General features: G+C 59.8%; 19 protein-coding genes and 1 pseudogene. 8 read left to right on the forward strand and 12 right to left on the reverse strand.

What is annotated here, in order from left to right; all coding sequences use genetic code 11:
- Positions 1 to 48: 48 nt before the first annotated feature.
- The 5 genes from PBR20603_RS07890 to PBR20603_RS07910 form a co-directional block, all read right to left on the reverse strand.
- A complete protein-coding gene (locus PBR20603_RS07890; RefSeq protein WP_150559007.1) occupies positions 49 to 807 on the reverse strand; it encodes a COG4705 family protein in 759 nt (252 codons plus the stop codon).
- Positions 808 to 983: 176 nt separating this feature from the next.
- Positions 984 to 1337 carry a VOC family protein gene (locus tag PBR20603_RS07895; RefSeq protein ID WP_150559008.1) on the reverse strand — a complete coding sequence of 118 codons (354 nt, stop codon included), beginning with the start codon at positions 1335 to 1337 and terminating at the stop codon, positions 984 to 986.
- A gap of 21 nt (positions 1338 to 1358) precedes the next feature.
- Positions 1359 to 1778 carry a DUF3224 domain-containing protein gene (locus PBR20603_RS07900; RefSeq protein WP_150559009.1) on the reverse strand — a complete coding sequence of 140 codons (420 nt, stop codon included), beginning with the start codon at positions 1776 to 1778 and terminating at the stop codon, positions 1359 to 1361.
- Between the two features lie 160 nt (positions 1779 to 1938).
- Positions 1939 to 3345, reverse strand: a complete 1407-nt coding sequence (locus PBR20603_RS07905; RefSeq protein WP_150559010.1) for an MFS transporter — start codon at positions 3343 to 3345, stop codon at positions 1939 to 1941.
- Positions 3346 to 3351: 6 nt separating this feature from the next.
- Complete coding sequence (locus tag PBR20603_RS07910) at positions 3352 to 4005, reverse strand: DsbA family oxidoreductase (protein WP_150559011.1); 654 nt, start codon at positions 4003 to 4005, stop codon at positions 3352 to 3354.
- A 303-nt stretch (positions 4006 to 4308) separates the two neighbouring features.
- Between PBR20603_RS07910 and PBR20603_RS07915 the strand changes: the two genes are divergently transcribed.
- From PBR20603_RS07915 to PBR20603_RS07925, 3 genes are all read left to right on the forward strand, one after another.
- Positions 4309 to 4821, forward strand: a complete 513-nt coding sequence (locus tag PBR20603_RS07915) for a cupin domain-containing protein (protein ID WP_150559012.1) — start codon at positions 4309 to 4311, stop codon at positions 4819 to 4821.
- A gap of 100 nt (positions 4822 to 4921) precedes the next feature.
- Positions 4922 to 5542 (forward strand): flavin reductase family protein, encoded by a 621-nt coding sequence (locus tag PBR20603_RS07920; RefSeq protein ID WP_150559013.1) that lies wholly within the window; start codon positions 4922 to 4924, stop codon positions 5540 to 5542.
- Positions 5543 to 6018: 476 nt separating this feature from the next.
- Positions 6019 to 7584 carry a complex I subunit 4 family protein gene (locus tag PBR20603_RS07925; RefSeq protein ID WP_150559014.1) on the forward strand — a complete coding sequence of 522 codons (1566 nt, stop codon included), beginning with the start codon at positions 6019 to 6021 and terminating at the stop codon, positions 7582 to 7584.
- 105 nt (positions 7585 to 7689) lie between these two features.
- On the opposite strand, the gene PBR20603_RS07930 is transcribed toward PBR20603_RS07925, so the two are convergent.
- Entirely contained in the window at positions 7690 to 8409 is a 720-nt protein-coding gene (locus PBR20603_RS07930; RefSeq protein ID WP_150559015.1) for a hypothetical protein, read from the reverse strand.
- Between the two features lie 248 nt (positions 8410 to 8657).
- Between PBR20603_RS07930 and PBR20603_RS07935 the strand changes: the two genes are divergently transcribed.
- Positions 8658 to 8936: a hypothetical protein gene (locus PBR20603_RS07935; RefSeq protein WP_150559016.1), complete on the forward strand. Its 279-nt coding sequence runs from the start codon at positions 8658 to 8660 to the stop codon at positions 8934 to 8936.
- A gap of 73 nt (positions 8937 to 9009) precedes the next feature.
- Here PBR20603_RS07935 and PBR20603_RS07940 read toward each other — a convergent pair whose 3' ends face one another.
- The gene (locus PBR20603_RS07940; protein ID WP_150559017.1) at positions 9010 to 11247 is read right to left on the reverse strand and encodes a hypothetical protein; all 2238 of its coding nucleotides are present in this window, start codon (positions 11245 to 11247) and stop codon (positions 9010 to 9012) included.
- A 1235-nt stretch (positions 11248 to 12482) separates the two neighbouring features.
- Here PBR20603_RS07940 and PBR20603_RS07950 point away from each other — a divergent pair.
- A pseudogene (locus PBR20603_RS07950) lies at positions 12483 to 12782 on the forward strand (integrase core domain-containing protein); the annotation flags it as partial.
- Positions 12783 to 12998: 216 nt separating this feature from the next.
- On the opposite strand, the gene PBR20603_RS07955 reads toward PBR20603_RS07950, so the two are convergent.
- From PBR20603_RS07955 to PBR20603_RS07965, 3 genes are all read right to left on the reverse strand, one after another.
- Positions 12999 to 13793 carry a formyl transferase gene (locus PBR20603_RS07955; protein WP_150559019.1) on the reverse strand — a complete coding sequence of 265 codons (795 nt, stop codon included), beginning with the start codon at positions 13791 to 13793 and terminating at the stop codon, positions 12999 to 13001.
- The gene (locus PBR20603_RS07960) at positions 13790 to 15100 is read right to left on the reverse strand and encodes a DUF4910 domain-containing protein (protein WP_174977838.1); all 1311 of its coding nucleotides are present in this window, start codon (positions 15098 to 15100) and stop codon (positions 13790 to 13792) included. The genes PBR20603_RS07955 and PBR20603_RS07960 overlap by 4 nt, the downstream gene beginning before the upstream one ends.
- Before the next feature lie 635 nt (positions 15101 to 15735).
- Positions 15736 to 16293: a hypothetical protein gene (locus tag PBR20603_RS07965; RefSeq protein WP_150559021.1), complete on the reverse strand. Its 558-nt coding sequence runs from the start codon at positions 16291 to 16293 to the stop codon at positions 15736 to 15738.
- 416 nt (positions 16294 to 16709) lie between these two features.
- Here PBR20603_RS07965 and PBR20603_RS07970 point away from each other — a divergent pair, with 416 nt between their 5' ends.
- The gene (locus tag PBR20603_RS07970) at positions 16710 to 17639 is read left to right on the forward strand and encodes a hypothetical protein (RefSeq protein ID WP_150559022.1); all 930 of its coding nucleotides are present in this window, start codon (positions 16710 to 16712) and stop codon (positions 17637 to 17639) included.
- 318 nt (positions 17640 to 17957) lie between these two features.
- Here PBR20603_RS07970 and PBR20603_RS07975 read toward each other — a convergent pair whose 3' ends face one another.
- Together PBR20603_RS07975 and PBR20603_RS07980 are read right to left on the reverse strand one after the other, a co-directional pair.
- Positions 17958 to 18404: a 3'-5' exonuclease family protein gene (locus tag PBR20603_RS07975; RefSeq protein ID WP_150559023.1), complete on the reverse strand. Its 447-nt coding sequence runs from the start codon at positions 18402 to 18404 to the stop codon at positions 17958 to 17960.
- Complete coding sequence (locus PBR20603_RS07980) at positions 18389 to 18676, reverse strand: hypothetical protein (RefSeq protein ID WP_150559024.1); 288 nt, start codon at positions 18674 to 18676, stop codon at positions 18389 to 18391. The genes PBR20603_RS07975 and PBR20603_RS07980 overlap by 16 nt, the downstream gene beginning before the upstream one ends.
- Before the next feature lie 404 nt (positions 18677 to 19080).
- Here PBR20603_RS07980 and mobV point away from each other — a divergent pair, with 404 nt between their 5' ends.
- Together mobV and PBR20603_RS07990 are read left to right on the forward strand one after the other, a co-directional pair.
- Positions 19081 to 20181, forward strand: a complete 1101-nt coding sequence (mobV, locus tag PBR20603_RS07985; RefSeq protein WP_246174509.1) for a MobV family relaxase — start codon at positions 19081 to 19083, stop codon at positions 20179 to 20181.
- Positions 20182 to 20246: 65 nt separating this feature from the next.
- Positions 20247 to 22493 (forward strand): DotA/TraY family protein, encoded by a 2247-nt coding sequence (locus tag PBR20603_RS07990; protein ID WP_150559026.1) that lies wholly within the window; start codon positions 20247 to 20249, stop codon positions 22491 to 22493.
- Positions 22494 to 22640: the final 147 nt, after the last annotated feature.

A 22640-nucleotide genomic window follows, 5' to 3' on the forward strand; every position in this document is an offset into this window, starting at 1 on the left:
AGGCTGGCCGGCGCGCATTGATCGCCGTCATGGCATCTCCGTACGAGGCTAATGCGCCTTCGCCGAGGCGCGTTGCCGTACCAGCAGCAAGCTCGTCAGAATAAACGCTAGTAAGGCCAGCGAGGCTGAGTATCGGCTTAACGCCAGCCCGCCGGCGCTGATGGGCTTATCCAGAAAATCGCCGACGACCGCGCCTAGCGGACGGGTGAGGATGAATGCGGCCCAGAACAGAAAAACGCGTGACGTTCTCGTCCAGAAATACGCGCCCACGAGAACCAGCAGAAGCCCACCGAAGACGACCGCTGCACCGGTGTAGCCGAGCCCGGCCGTATCGGCCGTCCAATCCCCCAACGCCGTCCCCAGCGTCTGGGAGAACATGATCGTGACCCAATAAAACGCCTCCGCCTTTGGCGAGTTGACCGTATCGACAGCCACCGAGCCCATCGCGCGGTGCCAGACCCACAGCGAACCGAGCAGCAATGCCAGCAGGATCGACGTTCCACCAGCGTACCCGATGCCCAGCGAACGGTCGGCAAAGTCGGCCAGTGTCGTACCAACGGTCGTCGTGGCAATGATCGTCCCCCAGTACAACGCTGGATGAAACGATTTCGCGCGAATCTGTGCCGTGACGGCGACGGCGAAGACCAGCGCAAAGATCGCCGTGGCGACGAGGTATCCAAGATTCATCGACATGGAAACTGCATCGCCGCCCGTTTCGCCCAGGGTCGTCGCCGCAATCTTGACCACCCAGAACATAAGCGTGACTTCAGGAACCTTGCCTAAAGTTTTCTGCAAATCTGCGTTCATGTCTCAACCTATTGTGCAGACGCTCGCGCTTGTTTTGCGCTAGCGTGAATGGTGAATAGGTTAAGTTTCTCGCGAGACTCTTAGTTCAGGCATAGGCCGAGGGGTTGGGGTATTGTCGTGTCTGCGCATGAGAGCCAATGGCAGCGTGCGTCGCATGTGCCGCCAGCGCGAGCATCTCACTCCGCCGCTGACCAGACGGCGAGTTCGTAGCCATCCGGGTCGGTGAAGTGAAAGCGGCGGCCGCCCGGAAATGAGAACACCGGGAGCGTGATGGCGGCGCCTGCGGCTTCGATGCGGCGTTGGGTTGCCGCGAGGTCGTCGGCATACAGAATGATCAACGGTCCCCCCGGCCTGGCTTCGCCAGTGGTGAAACCGCCGGTGAGCCGGCCATCGCTGAATTCGGTGTAGGTCGGGCCGTAGTCGGTGAACGTCCAGCCAAACACACTGCCGTAGAAGGCCTTGCTGCGAGCGATATCGCTCACGTTGAACTCGATATTGTCGATCTGGCGGTCAATGCCTCGCGTGCTCATCACAGTCTCCCGATGGGTCGTTCAGTGGTGTGCGCCGCCATGCCCCTCGGGCAGCGCGTAGTCGAACACGTAGGAATGCTGGCCGTCGGCGATGGTGATGACCAAACTCCCGGTGATTCCCGACAGCGCGTCGGTACCGGAATCGGGCACCACGATGATGGACTGCGCGGGCACCCCGCGCGTCATGGTCGAGCTGTGCTGAAGCACGAAAGTGCCGTTGCGGCCATGCAGCGTCCCGCGCACCGTTTCCATCGCCACATAGCCCGCAGAACCCTGGGTGCTGCTGCGGAACGACAGCATTTCCCCTTGGCTGCTCGCCTCAAGATCACCATGAAACGTTTTGTTCAGCGATAGACGGCCGAGTCCGGTGCCGTCGGCAACAGGGCTCAGTGGCTGTGGCTCGAGTTGAATGTCAAAGCGCCCTTTGGCTGATGGGTTCATTTTCGGACTCCTTAATAGGGGGGGGTAAAAATACTGTGTTTTTGTACAGTGCCAAGTGTACCCAAACATTGCCAATATGCAAGTGGTGGATGCAAGGGCACCCCAAAAAAAAGCCCCGGGCAAGGCGGGGCTTTTTTGTACAACGAACCTTGGCGGGTTTTCAGGTGCGGCGTGACACCAACCGTAAGCCGCTGGCAAGGCAACCGGCTGCCGAGAATACGGCACCCCAGGCCAGCGCCCACGTCGAACCGTGTGTGCCCGCAAGACCGAGGGCGAGGGCGACGAGTGCCGCGCCCGTCGCCTGTCCCAACAGTCGTGATGTGCCCACCATGCCGCTTGCACCACCGCTGCGTTCGGGCGGCGCGCTGTGCATGAAGGCTTTCAGATTCGGCGACTGGAAGAAGCCGAAGCCCAAACCGCACAGCGCCATGCGCCAGCCGATGTCCCATAACGCGGCATGCTCGGGCATGATCGCGAGCAACGCCATGCCCGCGCTCAGCATCGCCAGACCAATCGCACCCAGCGCACCGGGCGGGTAACGGTCCGACAGGCGTCCCGCCACCGGTGCAATCGCAGCCACGAAGAACGGCCACGGCGTCATCAGAAAGCCTGTCTCGATAGGGCTGCGATGCAGCACGTTCTCGAAATAGAACGGCAACGACACAAGCCCCAGTCCCTGCGTCGCAAACGCGCAGATCGCCGTGATCGTCGAGAGCGCGAAGGCAGGCAAGCGCAGCAGATCGACCGGCAGCATCGGCGCACGATGGCCGCGTTCGCGGCGAATCAGCGCCCAGCCGGACACCAGCGCCCCGACGAAGCAGCCCAGCGTCAGATGCCAGTCCGCCTGTTGCGCGCTTTGACTCAACGCGAAGATCAGCAGTGAAAATGTCAACACGTTGAGCAACGCGGCGATCATGTCCGGCTTATGCTCACTGCGCGGTGTGTCCGGCAGGTTGCGGCGCGAGAACGCCAGCGCCAGCAGCGCTGTCGGCACGTTGATCAGGAACAGCCACGGCCAACTGGCGAACGCAAGCACGAGAGACGCGATCGTCGGCCCGATGGCGAAGGAAATGCCGACGATGAGTGCGTTCAGCCCGACGCCGCGTCCAAGCTGATTCGCCGGGTACAGGAAGCGAATGAGCGCGATGTTCACGCTCATCACCGCCGCGGCCCCCACGCCTTGCAACACGCGAGCGCCGGCGAGAAATCCGAGCGTGGGCGACAGCGCGCACAGCAGCGACGCCACGAGGAACACCGCCACCCCCCACATGAACACGCGTTTGTGACCGACGCGCTCGCCCAGCGAAGCAAAGGGAAGCAGCGTCGCGACCATCGCCAGTTGGTAAGCGTTCACGATCCAGACCGACGCCGACGGCGTCGTGTTCAGATCGAGCGCCATCTGCGGCAGGGCAGTGTTGGCGATAGCGGTGTCGAGACTGGCGAGCGAGACGGCGAGCAGGATCGCCGTCATGGCGAGGCCGCGTCCTGTGGCGGGCGGTTCGTGCGATTGCGCTCCGGCAGGGGCGCCAGCCGCCGGAGTATCGGCAGTCGGGGGCAGCGACGACATGACGGATCAGCCCTCGGCGAGAATCTGGCGGATGGCCTGCTCGAAGACTTCCGGCGGTTGGCCGCCGCTGATGAGATGGCGGTTATTGAAGATGATGGCGGGCACCGAACGGATGCCGAGGTTCTGGTAATGACGCTCGAGCGCGCGAACTTGCTCGGTGTATTCGTCGGTCGCGAGGATCTCGCGGGCGCGCACCGGATCGAGGCCGGCTTGCTGCACGGCGTCGACCAGAACTTCCGGATCGCTGGTGCGCTTGCCGTCGGCGAAGTAGGCGCGGAACAGCGCTTCCTTGAGTGCCAACTGCTTGTCGTGACCGACCGTCTGCGCCCAATGCAGCAGACGATGCGCATCGAACGTGTTGTAGGCGTGCGTGCGCAGATCCATGCGCATCGGGAACCCTTCTGCCGCTGCGCGCGCGCTGATGTTCGCCTGATTCTGTGCCAATTGTTCCGGCGAGAGCCCGTACTTGTGCGACATGTAATCGGCGAGCGGGACACCTTCTGCCGGCATGTCGGGATTGAGTTCGAAAGGGCTGAAGTGCAGGTCGGCATCGACCTCGTTGCCCAAACGGCCGAGGGCTGTCTTCAGCGAGGCAAGGCCGATGGCGCACCAGGGGCAGGCGACATCGGAGACAAAGTCAATCTTGAGTGTGGCGGGCATGGTCTGACGGCGCCGTAGCGGCGCGTGCAATGAAAAACGCGTCGCCTTGCGCGACGCAACGACGCAATCGTCGCATAATTCGACAATTCTCGCCGGTCCCCGGCAAGATGGGGCCGCTAGCCTTGATTCATGCCGTCCTCAGGGCGTGAGCGAGAGGAGAGCGTTGGGGCTATGTGTTTTGACAGATGGAATCGATGTTTCGTCTGGTGAGTCATTGGGCGCTGGGTGGCAGATGATGGCCGCAATACGATAGCGTGCAGTGTGCTCGTTTTGATTGCCCCTTTCCCTATTCAGGAGTCCGTCATGGTGTCTGCCGCCGATCTCGTCACCGCTCTCGCGCTTGAGCCGCATCCGGAAGGCGGGCACTATCGCGAGACATACCGTGCGTCTGGCACGATCGCCGAAGAGGCGCTGCCTGAAGGCTTTTCAGGGCCGCGCAACATTTCCACGGCGATTCTCTATTTGCTCGAAGCCGATGATTTTTCCGCGTTTCATCGGATTCGCAGCGACGAGATCTGGCATTTTCATCTCGGCGGCACGCTCTGGATTCATGAGATCGACCCGGCCGGTAAGTTGACGACGACATGGCTGGGTAGCGATGTCGCTGGCGGTGAGCACCTTCAGCACGTGGTTCGCGCAGGGCACTGGTTTGCCGCACAGCCTGCGCCGTCAACGCGCTACTCGCTGGTCGGATGTACCGTCGCCCCCGGTTTCGCGTTCGAGGACTTCGAGTTGGCCGACCCGGCGGCGCTTGCGGCGCAGTGGCCGGCACACCGAGCGCTGATTGAGCGCTTCGGGCGGAGACCGTCAGCCTGATCGAAACGACACTCGCCGTGCAACGCACGATCACGGAGTGCGTTAGCATCAGCTGCAACTTCTCAACTTCTCAACCTCTCAACCTCGTCTTCGCTGTCTCATGTCCAACGACGTCCATTTCTACGACCCGGCCAAGGGCCATGGTCTGTCCCACGATCCGTTCAAGGCCATCGTCGCGCCGCGTGTGATCGGCTGGATCTCCAGCCGCGACGCCGAGGGGCGAACCAATCTCGCCCCCTACAGCTTCTTCGGCGCCTTTGCGACATTCCCGCCGATCATCGGTTTTTGCAGCGAGGGCTTCAAGGACTCCATCGCCAACGTCGAGGCTACCCGCGAATTCGTCTGGAATCTGACGAGTCGTTCGCTGGTCGAGCAGATGAACCAGACATCGGCCCCCGTACCGCATGACGTCGACGAGTTCGAACTGGCGGGATTGACGAAGGCACCTGGCGTGAACGTCGATGTCCCTCACGTGGCGGAGTCTCCTGCGTCGCTCGAGTGCAAATTGCTGCAGATCGTGCGCCTGCAAGATCTCGACGGCAAGCCGATGAACAACTGGCTGGCCCTCGGGCAAGTGGTGGGGGTTCACATTCGCCGCGAGTATTTGCGCGAAGACGGACGCTTCGATACGGCGAAGGCGCATCCGGTGATGCGTGCGGGTTATCTCGGTGACTATGCCGAGATCGGGCCGATGTTCGATCTGCGTCGTCCGAAGGGCTGAGCGGTCATTATCGTCATCTCGTCTTCCCGAGGGCTCGCGCCTTTTTTCGCGGCGCACCTTCGCGTCTCTCTTTCGGGTGTCGCAAGTCGCGACGCCCGCAATGCCTTCAAATTCTGCAATGCGTTATTGACGAATTCGATGCAAGCGTCGATTGACTTCGTCACATCCGCGTCGACGCATCTGGCCGTGCTTGACCGCGTGGGCATGACAACGCAGACGCTATCGCCGACCGTCCGGTCGGACGAAGTGCTCGCAATCATTCGTAAAATTTGCTGCGATGCAAAATGTTTTCGAGGCGCGTATGCTTGCGACCTTCGTTGACGCCCTCGCGCCTGGCGTCCCCTCCCGTAGGCATTGATTTGCCGTGATTTGTGCGCATCGCAACCCGCGATGCGTGCTGGGTTGGTTCGTCCCTGGCCACGTTGAAATGGTGCGTTTGCGCTGAATTTTTGTTGCAGCACATCAGGACCCCCCCAATGTTCCCCATCCTGTCCCTTCTCATCTGGCTTCCTATCGTTGCTGGCGCGCTCGTCATGCTGCTGGGCCAGGATCGTTATCCCAATACCGTTCGGTGGGCGTCGCTTGCCGCCGCCGTGATATCGGCATTGCCCATCGTGCCGCTCGTGCAGGGTTTTCGAACCAGCGTTGCGAACCTTCAGTTCGTTGAGCGTTTCCGCTGGATCGATTCGTTCGATGCATCGTGGCACGTCGGCATCGACGGCATATCGCTGTGGCTCGTGGCGTTGACCGGGGTGACGACCATCATCGTCGTGCTGGCGTCGTGGCGCGCCGTGACGACGCGCATGAGCTCGTACTTCGGCAGCTTTCTGGTGCTCTCGGGGCTGATGCAGGGCGTGTTTACCGCGCAGGACGGCATGCTGTTCTTCGTGTTCTTCGAAGCAACGCTGCTGCCCCTGTACCTGCTGATCGGCGTGTACGGACGCGCCAATCGCACGCATGCAGCCGTGAAGTTCTTCTTCTTTTCGCTCACCGGCTCGCTGATGATGCTGGTCTCGATGCTCTATCTGTACATGCAGACGCAGAGCTTCGACATCGCGCGCTGGCAGACACTGCATCTGCCGCTTGCCGTGCAGGTGATGCTGTTCATCGGCTTTCTCGGCGCGTTCTCGGTCAAGGTGCCGATGTGGCCCGTACACACGTGGCTGCCCGAGGTGCATCTCGATGGCCCGACGGGGGCTGCCGTCATGCTCGGCATGCTCAAGCTCGGTGGCTATGGGCTGCTCCGATTCAATCTGCCGTTGTTGCCGGATGCGAGCCATTTCCTCGCGCCGCTCATGGTCGTGCTGTCGCTGATCGCCGTGATTTACGCGAGTCTGGTGGCGCTGGTGCAAACGGATCTGCGCAAGCTGCTCGCCTATTCGGCCGTGGCGCACATGGGGCTGGTGACGCTCGGGCTGTTTCTCTTCTCGGAGATGGGCACCGACGGGGCGGTGATGCAGATGATCTCGTACGGCATCGTCTCTGGCGCGATGCTGCTGTGCACGGGCATGCTGTATGACCGAACCGGCAGCGCATCGATCGATAGTTATGGCGGTGTGGCGGCGACGATGCCGCGCTTCGCCGCGTTCGCGATGCTGTTCTCGATGGCGAATGTCGGCATGCCGGGAACGTCCGGCTTCGTGGGCGAGTTTCTTGTGTTGATGGGGGCGATCAAGGCAAACTTCTGGATCGGCGCCCTGGCGTCGCTCACGCTGGTGCTGAGTGCGGCGTATACGCTGTGGATGGTCAAGCGCGTGATCTTCGGGCGCGTACGTCATGCGCGCGTGGCATCGCTCACGGATGTGAGCCGTCGTGAGTTTGCGCTGCTCGGTGCGATGGCGGTGATGGCGCTCGGCATCGGCCTCGACCCCAAGCCGCTCACAGACGGCATCGATGCTACGGCGATCCAGATGGTGCAGGACATCGAGAACCATCGCCTGCCGGCGGGCGATCCGGGCAGTCGCGAGATGGCCGGGCGTCGGCATGGCGATGCCGCTGGGCATGCGGCGGCGACGGTGAAGAGCACACGGCCTGCCGCTTGATCGAGCCTGACCGGCGAGACGTGATTCAGAAAAAACGGGCGCAATGAAGCGCCCGTTTTTTTATGTCGGCAGAGCGGGGCGCGACGGTTCCCCGGTCAGGGGCGATCAGCGCTTGTTGCAGACAACACCGCCGACAACCGACGCCACGGAGTCGCCGTTCAGCGCGATATCCCACTTGTCGGAAATGCCGCCGTCGAAATTCAGCTCGTAGAGCGTTCCGTAGCCACGTTCGCAATCCGCCGAGGCAATCACGAATTCGCTGTACTCGTATGTCTTCTCGCGAAGATTGTCAAAGCGCGACAGAATCGACACGGACGGCTTGCCCTTGAAGGCGCGCTTGCGAAGCGTGTCGCGTTTCAGGAATACCTTATTGCCGGACTTCTCCACCTGTGCGGCAAACTCCCATGAATCGCCCTTTTCTGCGAGTGAGACTTTGCCTGTGTCGTTGTCCCAACTCTGGCAGGCGGTACTGCCGAGATTGTCAGCGACGGTGGGGCCGAAGCGCACGAATTGGTCTTTGCCGAGGAACTGGCCTTCCATGCCGTTGTAGTAGACGTACCCGAAGCCCTTCCTGCACGCATCGAGCAGCACAACGGCCTGCGCATAGTCGAAGGTGTTCTTCGACTTGTTCCTGACTTGATAGAGATACTTGTAGCCGCTGTTCTTCTTGCCGTCGACGTTGGACAGCGCGCCGCTGCCTTTCTTGCCCTGCCAGAGGGATTTCTGCGTTTCGGCGATGGTGACCCAGTCTCCTCCGTCTTCTGCCCATGCGGCATTGATCAGCGCAGCACCGGCCAGCGCCCCCAGAACGGTTTTCACAAACATGTAGTTCTCTTCCCCGACGTCGATGGATTGAAGCGTTACTTGTCCCCCGCTGCGTGCAATGCGACGCGTCGTTTTACGTTACCGGGAGACAGAACGCTTCTTCGGCATGTCGGCGGAAAACTTTAGGGGGATCGCTTCGAGGTCCCGCTGATTTTGAGAGGTATCGGTCTCTGGGTTTCATCAGGAATCACCGAAGCGACGTTCACAAAAATAGCGTCGGCAGTGCTGCGGTGCCATCACGTTCGCGTATGCGCATTACCAATGCCGCTGGCACGTCGGCTCCGATCGCTGTGACGGTCACTGTGCAGGCCGTGCCGGTGACGGCCTCCGGCCGTCAGGTCAACGTAAGCGCAAACGAGTCGACAAATCACAAACCGGGCTTTGTAAAGGACACGCGAATCGGCACCCTCTCGCCGTATATCCGGGTGGAGTTGCAGCACGACGTTAACGGACAGCGTGTCGCTGGACTTGCCTATGCCGACATTGCCGGCAGCGGCCCGGTGTACTTCGTGCCGGGTAGTCCGTAGGGCAGCGATCGCGTGCAGGTCGGATTCGGCGCCAAGCTGCGCGCGGGCGGAGGTCCGCCCGCTTCGAATGGGCTCAGAAAAACATTTCGAAATTCACGCCGACGTGCGTGCGCGAGCCGACATCGCCGCCAGCGACACCATTGACGAATGCCGACACCTTCGCCCGCCGGCTCATCTTGTAGCCCACCCGGGCACCGTACTCGAACCAATTGAGTTGGCTCGACACCTGCGGTGTGAGGCTGCCGGCGCCGCTCACAGTCAGTTGCGAGCCGTCACGGTAGCTAAAGCCATGCGCCCACGCCCCCCAGACCGCGGCGTCGATGGTCGACGTGAACGCGTGTACCCATTTCTGCCTGATTTTCAGCAAGTTCATCGTGGATGACGAGGCCCCCATACTCGCTTCGAACGGGTTGCCCGGTGAGAGCACTTCACTGTAAGACGACGTGCGCAAGACCTGACGCCCGAGTTCAATCGATTGCGTCAACTGATCGTTGGCCGTCACGTTGATGAGCATGCCGAGGCGCCCGAATCCATAGGCTTGCCGCCCGGACGCGCTGGCGCTCCCCGTCGCCGTGCCGGCGCCGTTGGCATAGTTGCGGGAAAAGCGGTAGTTGCTATCCGGCGAGAAGAAGCCCCCGAGCTCACCGAACCATCCGAAGCGCTCGTCGAACATATGCGTGTAACGCAGTTTGGCCGCCGCTGTGAAAGCGCCTTTCATCTCCGTATCCGCATAGCGCTCGGAGGCATATCCGACACCCGCGATGAGTTCGAACGGCGCCAGATTCAAATGCCCCGTGATGCCCGCTGCCAAAGAGCCGACTGAGCCAAAGGCCGCCACGCCGCTTGGTGAATCGGAGATTTTCCCTTCCCCCAGCATCTGGTCGGCAAATCCGTGCATTTGTCCCATGACGCCCTGCCGGGCTTTACCCACCTGATTGGCAGAGGCCTGAACCGATGACGGCGTGGTGACACCGGCAATCACGGGGTTTGTCGGCGGGGAGGATGCAGAAGGCGTTGAAGGTGTCGTGGGGGGTGACCCGCTTCCCGGCGTGCCGGCCGGGTCAGGGTCTGGGTTCGGCTTGGGCGAGACCGTCGCATCGATGTAGCGAACGAGGTAGACCTGGCCAACGCCGCTTGATGCCGGTGTGCCGCCATCTCCCGCGATGTATTGCCCGTTCGCGGATATGCCGGTTACGGAGCTCAGGATGATGCCTCGCATGTTCACGCCGGCGTTCGTTAGCAGCGTTACCAGATCTTGCATGCCTGTTGCACTCGTCCAGCGAAAGACGCGCATGTTGCCTTGATCGTTGTACGACAGTCCCGCAACGACGGCCCCGTTGGCGTTGACCGCCACCGCGCCGGACAACGGCCCGCCCAGCGTTCCGAGGTCGACCATCCCTGTCGCGTTCGTCCAGCGAAACGCATGCATGTAGGGGCTACCCTGCGTGAGCGCGCTACCAACGACGGTTGAACCATCGGAACTCATGGCGCCGAAATAGGCGTCAGTCCCGCCTAACGTGCCGAGATCCTGCATGCCAGTGGCGCTTGTCCAACGGAATGCGCGTGTGGCGCTGGTCGCGGTGTTCGCGATGCCGGCGACAGCGGAGCCGTCGGCGCTGACGGCCCGGGCATCGGAAAGACTGCCGCCGAGCGAGCCGAGATTTTGCATGGCCGTGGCCGATGTCCATCGGAAGGCGCGTGTCTCAGTGCCCGTCGTGGCCGAACCGACCACGACGCTGCCATCGGCGTTGACGGCATTCGCGATGGAGCTGGTGCCGCCCAACGTCCCCAGGTCCACCATGCCGGAGGTCGTCGTCCAGCGAAACGCGTGTCGATCGATCGAGCCGCTCAAGTCGCTAACGCCCGCGATCACTGCACCATCGGCACTGACAGAGGTCGCTGTGGAGGCGTTGCCGCCAAGCGTGCCGAGGCTCTGCATGCCAGTCGCGCTTGTCCAGCGAAAGGCGCCACCGCCGGTATTCCCGACGATGACGCTGCCATCGGCATTCACGGCGGTAGGCGAAGCGTTGTTTCCGCCCAAGGCCCCGAGCTGCTCAATACCCGTGGCGCTCGTCCATCGAAAGGCTGGCGTGCCATTGGCCATTGTCAGGGTGCCGATCACGGTGGACCCGTCGGCGCTCATGGCCACGGAATTCGTCGAGTTGGCCTGAGGCAGTGAGAAAAGAATGGGGGCGTCCGCGATCACCGCATCGGCGGCGAAGGCTGCCGGGGAAAACAACGTACCGACCGACAGTGCGACGAGGGACAGGCGCGGTGAAGCGCTTCGGCGAGAAAGGAAGAGGGCTGACATCGTAGAAGATCAGGGAAAAAAGCCCGATCTTCCACGAACAAAAGAACGCTCACCCCGCATCACGTCTCAGAAAACATGACCGTGGATCCAGGCGGCGGCGATCGCGCTTGGGGCGTTGTCACGCACAACTAAACACCCTTTTCGCTCGAGAAGCCGTAGCGCGCCGGGGAGAAGCAGGGATTCAGCAGCGCCTGGGAATAGCAGCAACGTCTGATCGCGACGCAGGTTCTCTTCGAGCCGGATAACGCGATGGGGAAGGCGGTACGCTGGGCAATCGGCATGGCCTGCGGCGAGCCGGTTGTTATCGCCCGCTGACGAAACGTCTCCATCAGCCGGGGAGCGAGAAGCGTTCGGTCATCATCATCAAGCCCGCCGACTACGACGACTGCTTTGGCGCTCGATCGATGGATGAGGCAAGGTCTTTTATCATGCTGCCGGATGCAACGGAGTTGATTGGTGCTGCGGCGTCGAAGACGTAGGACTGCTTGCCTGGTTTGATACAAACGTGTCACAGCGAACGCTCAAAGCCTTATTTCGCTGGTCCCCGCGACAGGCCGGTGCGGCGAACGTGTGCAGGCGTCGCGAACTCCAACAGAAAGCCCACGAACCATTCGTTACGCGTGGTGCACCAGCAGCGGTGCATTTCAGGGAGTACAAGGGAAGGCAGTGATTGATACGCGAGTGCTGAACCTTGGTGCGAGCCCTCGACACCTGGTAATAGGTTTTGGCCAATTCCAGCAAGTCGTGGTGGCCGGCGAGCTGTGAATCCAAGTGTTGTCGATAGGCTCCGGGCCTGAGCATCTCTCGGATGACCTGCGCATCTTTCGGATCGTTCTTGTCCCACGAATTGCGCACGGCTTCGCGGTAACGCACCTGTGCCTCCGAGTTGATACTGGCGACTTCATGTCCGGCCCGCAACGGTCGATTCGCTAAGGGGGGGATGATGGTCGGCAGTAGGCTCGAGCGCCACCCGGCAGTTTCCCGGTTGCGCGTGAAGATAACTCAATAGCCGATCAAAGTCGGCCGCGCTGTTCGTCATTCGAAAGCGTTGCCGCTTGCCGTCCTATGATTCAATCAATACGGCGTTCGAATAGCGCGCGAAATCAATTGCGATGAGATTTTCAGGGGCATCGTGTCATCGAGCAAGTCAGCCATCTTGGTTTCCTCCGGTAGCGACCGGAAAAAACGAAGAATGCCTGTTGCCCTGATGGCTGACGTTTTGCATGTACTACTGGCCGGAATTTGTCAGTACGGCGCTTTTGAAATGGGCGCTCCAGGAGCAGATCGAGACGGCGCTGATTGATCCAGGCAAGCTCTGGCAGAACGGCACCAACGAAAGCTTCAACGGGAAATTCCGTGATGAGTGTTTTGCGATGGAGTGGTTTCGGAGCCGAATCGAAGCGAAGATCGTGATCGAAGTCTGGCGAACACACTACAACGAAGTGCGCCTGCATTCGAGTTTGCAATACCTAACCCCGGCAGAATTTCGACGGTTCGGCGAACGTAGTTCAACCACTGGGGCCGTGAATCTCTAGACACCAGCGGTACGAAAAAGTCCGTCAGGTTAGGGCGACTGCTGACGCTGTGCTAAAAGAGGCATCGATCGCGTCTGGTGTACTGGCGCGGCGCGCGTGGCTGATGTATGAAGGGGGGTACGGCGCATTGCGTTGAGGGACTGGCGACGCCGATGACGAGACGTGGAGGCGAGAGCACGGCAGTTGCCAACGGTCTGGCAGCCGCCGTGCCTGCTGTCAGAACTGACGTGATATCTTGGGCTGGCTTTGCTGCAGTTCGCCATCGAGGTATCGATCGACGACGCGGTTGCCATACAACTCATACACGGTGTGGAGGTGCGCGGGACGCCAGTCGACCGATCGCCAAATGCGACCTGTCGTGGTTTGCTTAAACGGTCCCTTTATATTGTCGGCCGCCACAATCGCCATCAACTGCTCCATGTCGTTGCACAGGGACGTGACGGCACGACACGCAGTGTCATGAACGCCGTCGCCTCGCACCATCTCAGCCAGGCTCTGGTGGATCACGTCACCGCCGTCGATGTCCTTCGTCAACTCGTGGACGGTCATGCCTGTCATCTGCGGCTCAAGAAGGAAGCTCGGCCAGAAGTGCGTGATAACCCCGCGATACCACGGCGAAAGACCACCGTGAATGTTCCACTTCAGAGGTGCGCGGATTGCATCAAGCGTTTCCGGCGTGAGCTTGTGTACGCCGTACGACAAAACCAAATCCGGTGCCAGAGCGTTGATGAAATCGACGGTCGCCTGAGTGTTGAGTTCTTGCATTTTGACCGGGCGTGTGGGCACGTCAGGTACCGTCGCGTCCCCGAAGAACTTGGCTTCAGCCTCGTCACGTCCCTCGAAATGCTCGATGAATAATTGCCGCGTCGAAGCGGGGATGTCCTCAGGCGGGGCCGGGATAAATGCTTCTCGCTGCTCGATGACTAGGCCCGCGAGAACGCCCGCGTTTGCGATCGCGCGCGCCACGTGAGCGTGTCGCGGGTGTGATCCAGTAAGAAATACAACTTTCACTGCGCGCCTCCCTGGAAGCTCAAAATGCCTTCCTTATGAAGGCGGTTAGCGACCGGCAACAGATCGCGGACTGTGCAGCCGCAGCGACGCGAGATGTCAATCAGATCGTTTTGCCCGTCACTATAGCTCAGCACGTTTAGAATGCGTTCGAGCAGCACGCGGCCATCAAATTCGCCATCGCTCGACGAGCCCCACGTGTTGGCTGAGTTCAGGTTCGGGTAGAGGCCACGTCGGCCAAGCTGCGGTTCGCCGTAGGGCACGAGATTCATCCAGCCACCGACGTTGTCGAGTTCGCGGGCGAAACCTTCGATGCTGTGAATGCTGTCTATCAGCGCGTCAATACCCATCGACTCTTTGGTGTCTAACGAGTTGTGGTAGCCGTCATACTCCCCGTAGACCGTGCGGGCGAACTGTCCCATTGGCAGGTTGAATCCAGGCGAGCAGTACTGACGCTCGTCTGATCCGCCTGTCGGTGTGAACGCGCGAACCTCGATTGGCTCGCCACGCCCCACCCAATGCTGCGCCAGACGGTCGATCTTGGCATTCTCGCGGCGTGTCTGCTTATAAGACAGTCGCCCCGGGCCGCCTAGGCAGGTCAACACCAGCCCTGCGTCCATTTTTTCCTTGAGATGCTCGCCGTGCGTGTGCAGGTAGCAGAGGCTGCCGATCGTTTCGGGATTCAGGACGAAGCGGAAGGTGTGCTGACGCTCAGGCCACGCTGCAATACGCCGATAGAGGCCGAGTAATGCCAGCGGTCCGCTCAGTTCATTGTTTGCGAGCGACGGGTGACAAAGGTAGCTTGAGATCACAATTTCGCGATCGCTCTTGCCCGGCAGCGTGGTGTGTGCAAGCGGCACTCGGCCACCAATGAAATCGGCGTCGATCTTCGCGTGGTAGATGCCGTCCTTGAGTGCATCCCGCTGTTGCTGGGACAAGCAAAATCCCCACGTGCGCTTGTAGTAGCTCGTGACGTACGGGATAGCATTTGGAAGATGCTTCAGACTATGGATATGCGGCTGAAGTTCGGCGAGTGTGAGCTTCTTGTCGACAGCTTCCGAATAGTTCACGACATGCAGATTGGATTGCGCCATGTCGCATACGACTTTCCCGTCAGGTCCAATCAATATCGCGGACCTGCAATGCCATTCGGGAGGAGTGATCCAGTCGAAGACCTGCCGCCCAGTCGGAACGCCGAACGTTTCGAGCGGCATGTGACGCCCAATGATTCTATAGCTTTCCTCGATTCCCGGACCGGTTATCGACCGCAGCAGCGGAAAGAGTTCGTCGAATAGGCTGTCGACCAGCAAGTACTCCTCAGTGCAAGACATATGGGTTCCCGTTTCTCTTAAATAGTCTGAAGCTTGCGTCTCACCCCGAACGCCAGAGAATATAAGACATCTAGCGGTGATGCGATACGTAACCAATCCATTTGCGCGGATTCTTATTTTGTAAGTGATCGGAAGGGTTCGTGATAGCGGTTCATCGGAAGGTGTTTGAAACGCTTCGAGGATGGTAGCACTACTCGACGGCCGTGCCAGGCGGGTCAACGCTTCGGCTCATACCCGCCGTGATTGTTCGGTCTGAACTGGCCCGGCGCTTCAATCCCGACGGCGCCGCGCTCGAGCGGCTCTTATATGGCCCCGGCTTGAACTACGCAAACTACTCCCGCGCTCTCGCTAGGTCCATGTGGTGACGAGTCTTATACCAGCGCTTCTCGCCGGGCATTTGGTAGCAGAAGCAGTGGATGGGCTTCATGGTGTTTTGCGAAAACAAAAAGGGGTTGCGATGACTCGCAACCCCTCGAATTCGTTTGGTAGGCCGTGCGGGATTCGAACCTGCGACCAACGGATTAAAAGCCGATACGCATCCGATCTAGGTGACAGGAGATTACCCGGAGACGCAGGGGAATTCAAGCGCTTTTGTGTCTAGGTGTGTCTCGGTGTCACATGCCACTACGGTCGATTTCCGGCACTTTTCCGGCGGCAGATCTGCCGGATGAGGGGCGTCGCGCACCGGGCGGGTCATATTTGGGGACAAGCCATTCGCCGTCCGCTGAAATTGCAAAGAGAGCCATTTCTGGCTCACAAGCGCGCCGTAATAGATCACGCGACTTCAAGCCGGCAGACAAGTCACCTAAGACGGTGAAATGATGGGGTGGTGCGGATGGGGACACGAAAAAGACATTTGCGCCTCGAGACTCGTCCCAGCTACTCTCGACGAATCTGCAAGAAGCAGGGTCAATTTCGATGACTTGTAGCCTTCTGGCCCGGCGTTGTGACAGATAAGCCACTCGAGACTCCAGCCGCAGAAGTCCAGCAAGGCTTGGGGCGGTTTCTCCCCGCAGATACTCGCTGAGTACCTGGCCGATTGGATTTCCTGCCAAACCGAGCATTTCTTCCACCTCGCTGCGAGACAGGCCGCGTTGCTGTCCCGAAGCGACGGCTTCTTCTGCAAGCGCTTGAGCAGCCGTGCGGCGCGCCTCGGTCAGATTCGACTTCACCTAGACCTCCCTAAACACAAATTTGCCTTAGACGCGTAGTTTGTCGTCAGCAACTATACGCCATCTACTGCTATGTGATACGGGAGGTTACATGGACTTTCGAGTGGCGTTCGCGAAGATGGATCCCGCCGCGCTGATAAACGGGGAGGAGCTGGCTATCCTCCTATGCACGACCTATCGGAATATTCTGGTCATGAAGACTAGGGGGCAGCTTCCGCCCACCGCATTCCCGGCTCGGAAGATCAACCGATGGAATGTGGCCGTGGTACGCAATTGGCTGTTACCCAACGCAGATGCCCCAGAGGCTAGCAACGATGTCGTCGATGGGGTTGGACAGCGATGCAATGTGAGCGAATTGAGAAGGCGTCCTACCGGGCGTCCGAGGGCCCAGGTCGAACGCTTGTGAGGTTGGCCCAATGAGCGTCGTCAAAGTTATACGGCCGGATACCGGGTTTGCTCAGATTCCAAATGAATTCGCTGAGGATCTTCGGCTGAGTGAGGCTGCCGTGGCGGTGGGTTTGTTCTTGGCATCTCGATGGAACGATTACCGATTTCGTCCAGAAGACATTAGGAAAACCTTCTCAAAGAGGCCGGGAAAGACTCGAGGGCGCGACTGGTGGAGGCGGGTTTCAAACGAGCTGGAATCTGCAGGATACATGCGGCTTACCGTCAGTCACGGGACCAACGGAAGGTTCGTAAGCGAATGGTCATTTTGCGTAATTGGATTTCCAGACGAGGACCCTGATGGGGGATCAGCCGCTGTCGGCTCAGCCGACAGCGGTGAACCCGCCGGTGGTTCGGCCGATAGCGGCACACCCGGCACATATACACAACAAGGGTCTTCACAAGAAGGGTTTACACAACACGAAACTACCACTACAAGGGCGATGGTAAGTGGTGTTGCTTCTGAAAATAGACGTTGGAAAACTGAAGAGCTAATGCTTGATCGGTACATAGCGGCGCATCGCGATGATCTCGCCGAACTGCTCGGCAATTTGCCGCTGGAGCATGCTCAGGACATCGCGGATGAGCTGGCAGGCGCGATGCGTAAGGCGAACTTGGGGGAGCGGCCGCCGATCGGCAGCGTTTATCGGTGGGTCAAGTCAATGGTAAAGAAGCTCAGAAAGGGCGACTTCAAACCAGAGCTTGGGAAGGCGATCAAGGCTACCAGGGCTGAACAGCTCGCTGAAGCCAATCGGCTATCCGAGGAGCGCGAATCCGCTTTGCGAAATACCGAGCTATCGCGCGCCTGCATTCGCCAAGGTCTGGACGCTATAGCGAAGGGGCAACGCAATTTGCATTCGAAAAGGGTTGCGCAACGGGGGAAGGATGCCGAGAGCCTCTAGTTGCGCCATCGGCTCGCCGGGCTACGGGGTCGCCCTTCGGGCGAGTCCTGCCGGACCGGCCCCTACCGGCTCGGCGGCTTCGCCGCTTCCCTACATGGCTTGGTGAAAACGTCCCGGTTAGGAAATGTGGGAATGGTTTTGCAGAGAAAAGGCGAGGTGGCAGGACTTCGCCCATTGCGGCTTGAACATGGCCCCGTAGTGCCGTTGGTTATCGTCGGGGAATGGCTCGGGGGCGGCTCGCGGGGCCAGGGGCTACAAGGGCCGGAATTTGCGTGGCCACTTTGACAAAGATCGAGCGACTCCTGCTTTTCCGAACGCTCAGCCTTTCATTGCGTAGCAGTTGGCACGGGCGTCGTTCAGCGCATGATGGCGGCCTCCGTGCGTGCGGTAATAGTCCTCAATGCGGGTCGGATCGATCTGGGCATTGACCTGCAGGGCCTGCCAGCCGGGTGGCAGTTCGTGCACCAGGTCAAGCAGTAGCTCCCAATCGCCTGCATAGTCGAAACACAGCGCTCGGTAAGGCGTCCCGGCGAACTGTTCGAGCCAGGCTAGCAATGCAATGCGTAGCGCGTCGCGTGTGAACGAGCGGCCAGGAGGCTGGCCAAGCTGGGGCAACACAGCCGCCCGTACAAACTCGCTACAGGCCGCCCGGTCGAAGTCGGAGCGCTCGCCGTAGAATTCACGACCGTCTTCAGCCACCACAGCCACGCTGATAAGGTCGCAGTCGATGAAGTCGGTGAATTCGGTGTCTACAAAAAATCGCATTGTTTTGCCCCGGAACGTTCCGCCAGTCTCCTAGCTGCACTCAAACTGGCTAACATCGCATGGGTCTTCAAGATTTCGACGAGTTCATTGTCGGACTGGGGCAATCGAAGCCAACTGGCACATATGCTGGCGGAATATATGGCCCATGCCCAAGCGAGCTTTTCGCGCTCGTAGTCTATCCCCGAATCGCGGGCACTGATTTCCATTCGCTCAACGTCGTCGGCGAAGTCTTCCATCAATGCCAGCACGTCATTTCTGTCCGGTTTCATCATCGATTCATTCTAACTGGCATGGCGTTCTTGGTTAGCGCGACCGTCCAGAGTTCGACAAATAGCCGGGAAGGTCAGTCAAGGGCCAGCCCGCAGGCCGCATGCCCGACCGGGAGGGAGGGATCGGGCGAGGACTGGGCGAAGCGAACCCTTGACGGGCCTGGAGGGCGCGACGCTCGCGCAAACGGGGCAGGAGTTGTATCCCTGCCCCGGCTGCCTCCCGGCGAGGGCGGGGTGCGGGGCGGAGCCCTGCAGGGGATTCCAAAGGGGGTTCCCCCTTGGCCCATGACTTTGCGGAAGCAAAGTCTAGTGGGTTAGACCTCGCAATACTGCGAGGTCGTCGCCAGTCGCAACGCGACTGTGCGCTGCGCGCAAAAGCAAACTCCTGAGCAAAATATCCCTTGCGCGTGCTCTCTCTGGCCTGCGATTCTGAACGGCGACGATTCAATTTTGAGTTGGAGCCGAAGGGGATGGCGAACTACTGCATCATGCGCGTAAAGAAGAGGCGCACCGGGGAAGCGGCCGCGATGGCACGGCACGCACTCCGGCAAGAGAACGTACACAACGCAGACCCTTCGAAGCGCGGGCTTAACGAAATATTGATTGGCGCCGGGACGGTCGAATCGGTAATGGTCGCGCTCCGGCACAAGCTTCCTCCAAAACGTAGGCGCGACGCCGTAACCTGTCTCGAGTTCTTCATCGGCGCCAGCCCCGAAGCCGTTGCGGCCATGAGTAAGGAGCAACAACGGGCGTATTTCGAACGGGCTCTAGCTTGGGTTGGCTGGCGCTTCGGCGGCATGGAGAACATCGTTAGCGCGGTTGTGCATCGAGACGAGACATCGGCGCACCTGCAGGTGCTGACAGTCCCTCTTCTCAATGGACGATTGAACGCGAAACAGCTCGTCGGCAACAGGCAGCACCTTCAGGCCCACCAGGACTCGTTCGCAGAGATTGTCGGTGCCTCTCACGGACTCAGGCGAGGTGTGCGTGGATCAAAGGCCAAGCACACTTCCATTCGTCAGTTCTACGGCGCAATTCAGGCAGCAGGAAGCGCGGAAGCGCTCCCGGCGAGAATGGCTGTTCCAGAAATCCCCAAAGAGCTACCGTTCTGGGCGACGTCCGAACAACGAACCGCCCGTAACGCCGCGTTGAAACGTCGTGACGACGCATTAGCGTCAAACCGCCGCCGCCAATCTGAAATAGAAAGGTTGGCGCGCCTCGCACTCGCCACACACGGGCGCGCGAGTCGACGCTCTCCAGACCCGGAGGCTGCGCGCAAACAGACGGAGCGGGCAGAGACACTCTTAGCCAGCCAGCGAACCGAGTTCAATGCACGGGCAAATCGGTTATCCCAGTTGCAGGAGAGCTTAGATGTAGCCGCGCGGAACCTGAAAGAAATCGAGCGCGTACGTGGTGACTTGCTGAAAGAGATTGAGGCTCTAAATCCTGAGCTCGCGCGAGATCTCGGACTCGATTCGAAGATTACACAAAAGCCTGCAGAAATTTGATGCGCGTGCCCAAGCACAGTTGGTACTTTTGTTGAGTGAGCAAAGAACACAACAGAGGTCCGACCATGAAAATGAAGCACGTATGTCGCCAGGCGCTTGTTTCGATTGGCTTGTATGTGTTTACATGCGTTGCGTCTGCACAAGACTCCGGCGCATCCCTAGACGGGTTGATGAGCGCTACGCCAGCCTCTGATCAGAGCATTCAGATGCTCCGGTATGTATTCGGCTCGTTCGCCGACAATCCATTCGGGTCTTTCGGAGGAATAGGTGACAGTCTGATCGGGCAGCTTTTCTATAACCTTAACGTCTTCGTGTTCCTCGTGGCTGGCTTCTGGTCTGCCTACACGATTGGCGCGAGCATTGTTCAAACGGCCAATGAGGGGCAGTTTCTCGGCCAGCGGTTCTCCACCGTTTGGTATCCGGTCCGGATGATCTGGGGCGCCGCAACGCTGATCCCGATCTTCGGCGGATTCGGTCTTGGGCAGTGCATCTACATGTACTCTGGTTTGGCCTCGGTCGGCGCAGCCAATTTGCTAACCAACACTGCGATCGAGCAGACAGCGAAGTTTACCGAGATGGTTCAGGCACCCGCGATCAGTCCGGCGACCAGCGCGGCAACAGCGGAGATGGCCGACAACCTGTACCAGATGTGGTTGTGCCAGCAGGTTCTCTCCTCGCGCACCGACGTTGCACCGAACAGTCAGGTTCAGTTGAAGGTAATCACCGGAGGCATACAGATTGGCTCCGCCGCAGAGCCCACTTTGTGCGGTCGGGTTACGGTGACGCCGGCCACGAGCTTCCGCTCGACAAACACGCTTGGCTTCAGCGTCAATAGCGTCAACTATCAGGGCATTGCGAATGCGGTCTCGCAAAACATCGGGCAGGCGCACCAAACAGCGCTAGTGAAGATGAGCAACGACCTCGCCCTGAATGCCCAGTCGTGGTACGGCAAGTATCAGGCAGCGAAGACGTCTGGCCAGCCGATCGCTGAGCTGGGAAGCAACGTGCTTGAGGCGGTGCGAATCACGTACAACGAGGCGGTTCGGCAATCTCTGCACGATTTGTTAAGTCAGAATCAGACCAAGGCGCTGACGGATCAGGCCATCAAGAACATGAAGTCGACTGGCTGGATTGGTATTGGTGCCTGGTACTCCACCTTTGCCGAAGTCAATGCCGCAATGGCAGATGCGACGAAGGTGGAGTTCCACTTTTCGCCCCCGACATCGACGGACTCCGAGTTTGTAGAGGCGCTCACTGCGTTCCGAAAGTCCATGACGCAGCTGGCGGCAACCGGGCAAGTCGCGGGCGCTACCGATGCGGAAATGAGTGCCGGTTCGCTTGCGACAAGGTTGATCAAACGAGCCTTTTGCGAGAACGAGACGGGTAACGTGTCGATCGGGCAGTGCTTCGTTGGCGCGGGCATGTCGGCGGTCTATCAAAACTCGGAAGGCAATGGTCTCGTCGACCCGATCATCGCGAGCAAGAATTTTGGTGACTATTTGATGACCGGTGCTGAGACGTTGCTGGTCGTGGCCGGAGGCATCGAGGTTGCCATGTCTGCGGCAGATGCGGCGAAGTATACGGTTGCTGGAAAGACAGTGGGGTTCTTCTCCGGGGGCCTCAGCGATATCGCGATTGGCGCTTTGAAGGCGGTAGGCAAGGTCGCGATCAAGATCATCTACTTCTTCATGATGCCGCTGTTTGTCGTGGGACTTGGGCTGGCCGTGTACTTACCACTGGTCCCATTTATAGCGTGGTTCAGCGGCGTTCTTACCTGGTTCGCGGCGTTTATCGAGTCTCTGATCGCGTCGCCGCTGTGGTCGATGGTTCACCTCGAAGGTGAAGGCGAGGGCATGGGCCGGCGCTCGCAGCACGGCTACTTGTTCCTGGCCAACATGCTATTGCGGGCGCCTTTGATGGTGATTGCTTTCTTCGTGGCCAGTGCTGGCACGCGCATCGGAGGGACAATCCTCTACTTTCTGTTCAGTAGTGCTGTTGCCAACGCGCAGGGGAATTCAGTCACAGGACTCGCGACGATTGTGGGCCTGCTGATCATCTTTGCAGGGCTAAACATCCTTGTCGTTCAGATGATGTTCAATGTCGTCCATGTGATCCCAGACCAAGTAATCGGCTGGTTGGGCGGCAACGTGTCGGCAACGCTCGGTCGCGAGCTGGAACAGCGCGTGAACGGATTATTCATTAAAGCCGGAGGGAACCTTCAAGGAGGTGTTGCATCAAGCGTTGGCAAGCGACAGAAGGAGGGCACCCCTCCCGGAGGTAGCAAATCCAAACAGGCTAAAAAGGAGTTTTAGTCTCAAGCTGGGGGCATGAGTGATTTGCTCACTACCCCAGCGTCGGCGAGATCCTCGCGGCCGCCGTGAATGAACGCGGCCAACCCGCGCTCTGCTACGCTGCGCCGAACGTCTTCCTGCAGCAAGGGATTTGTAGGATCTAGGCGC

Source organism: Pandoraea bronchicola (genome assembly GCF_902459805.1).
GTDB lineage: Bacteria > Pseudomonadota > Gammaproteobacteria > Burkholderiales > Burkholderiaceae > Pandoraea > Pandoraea bronchicola.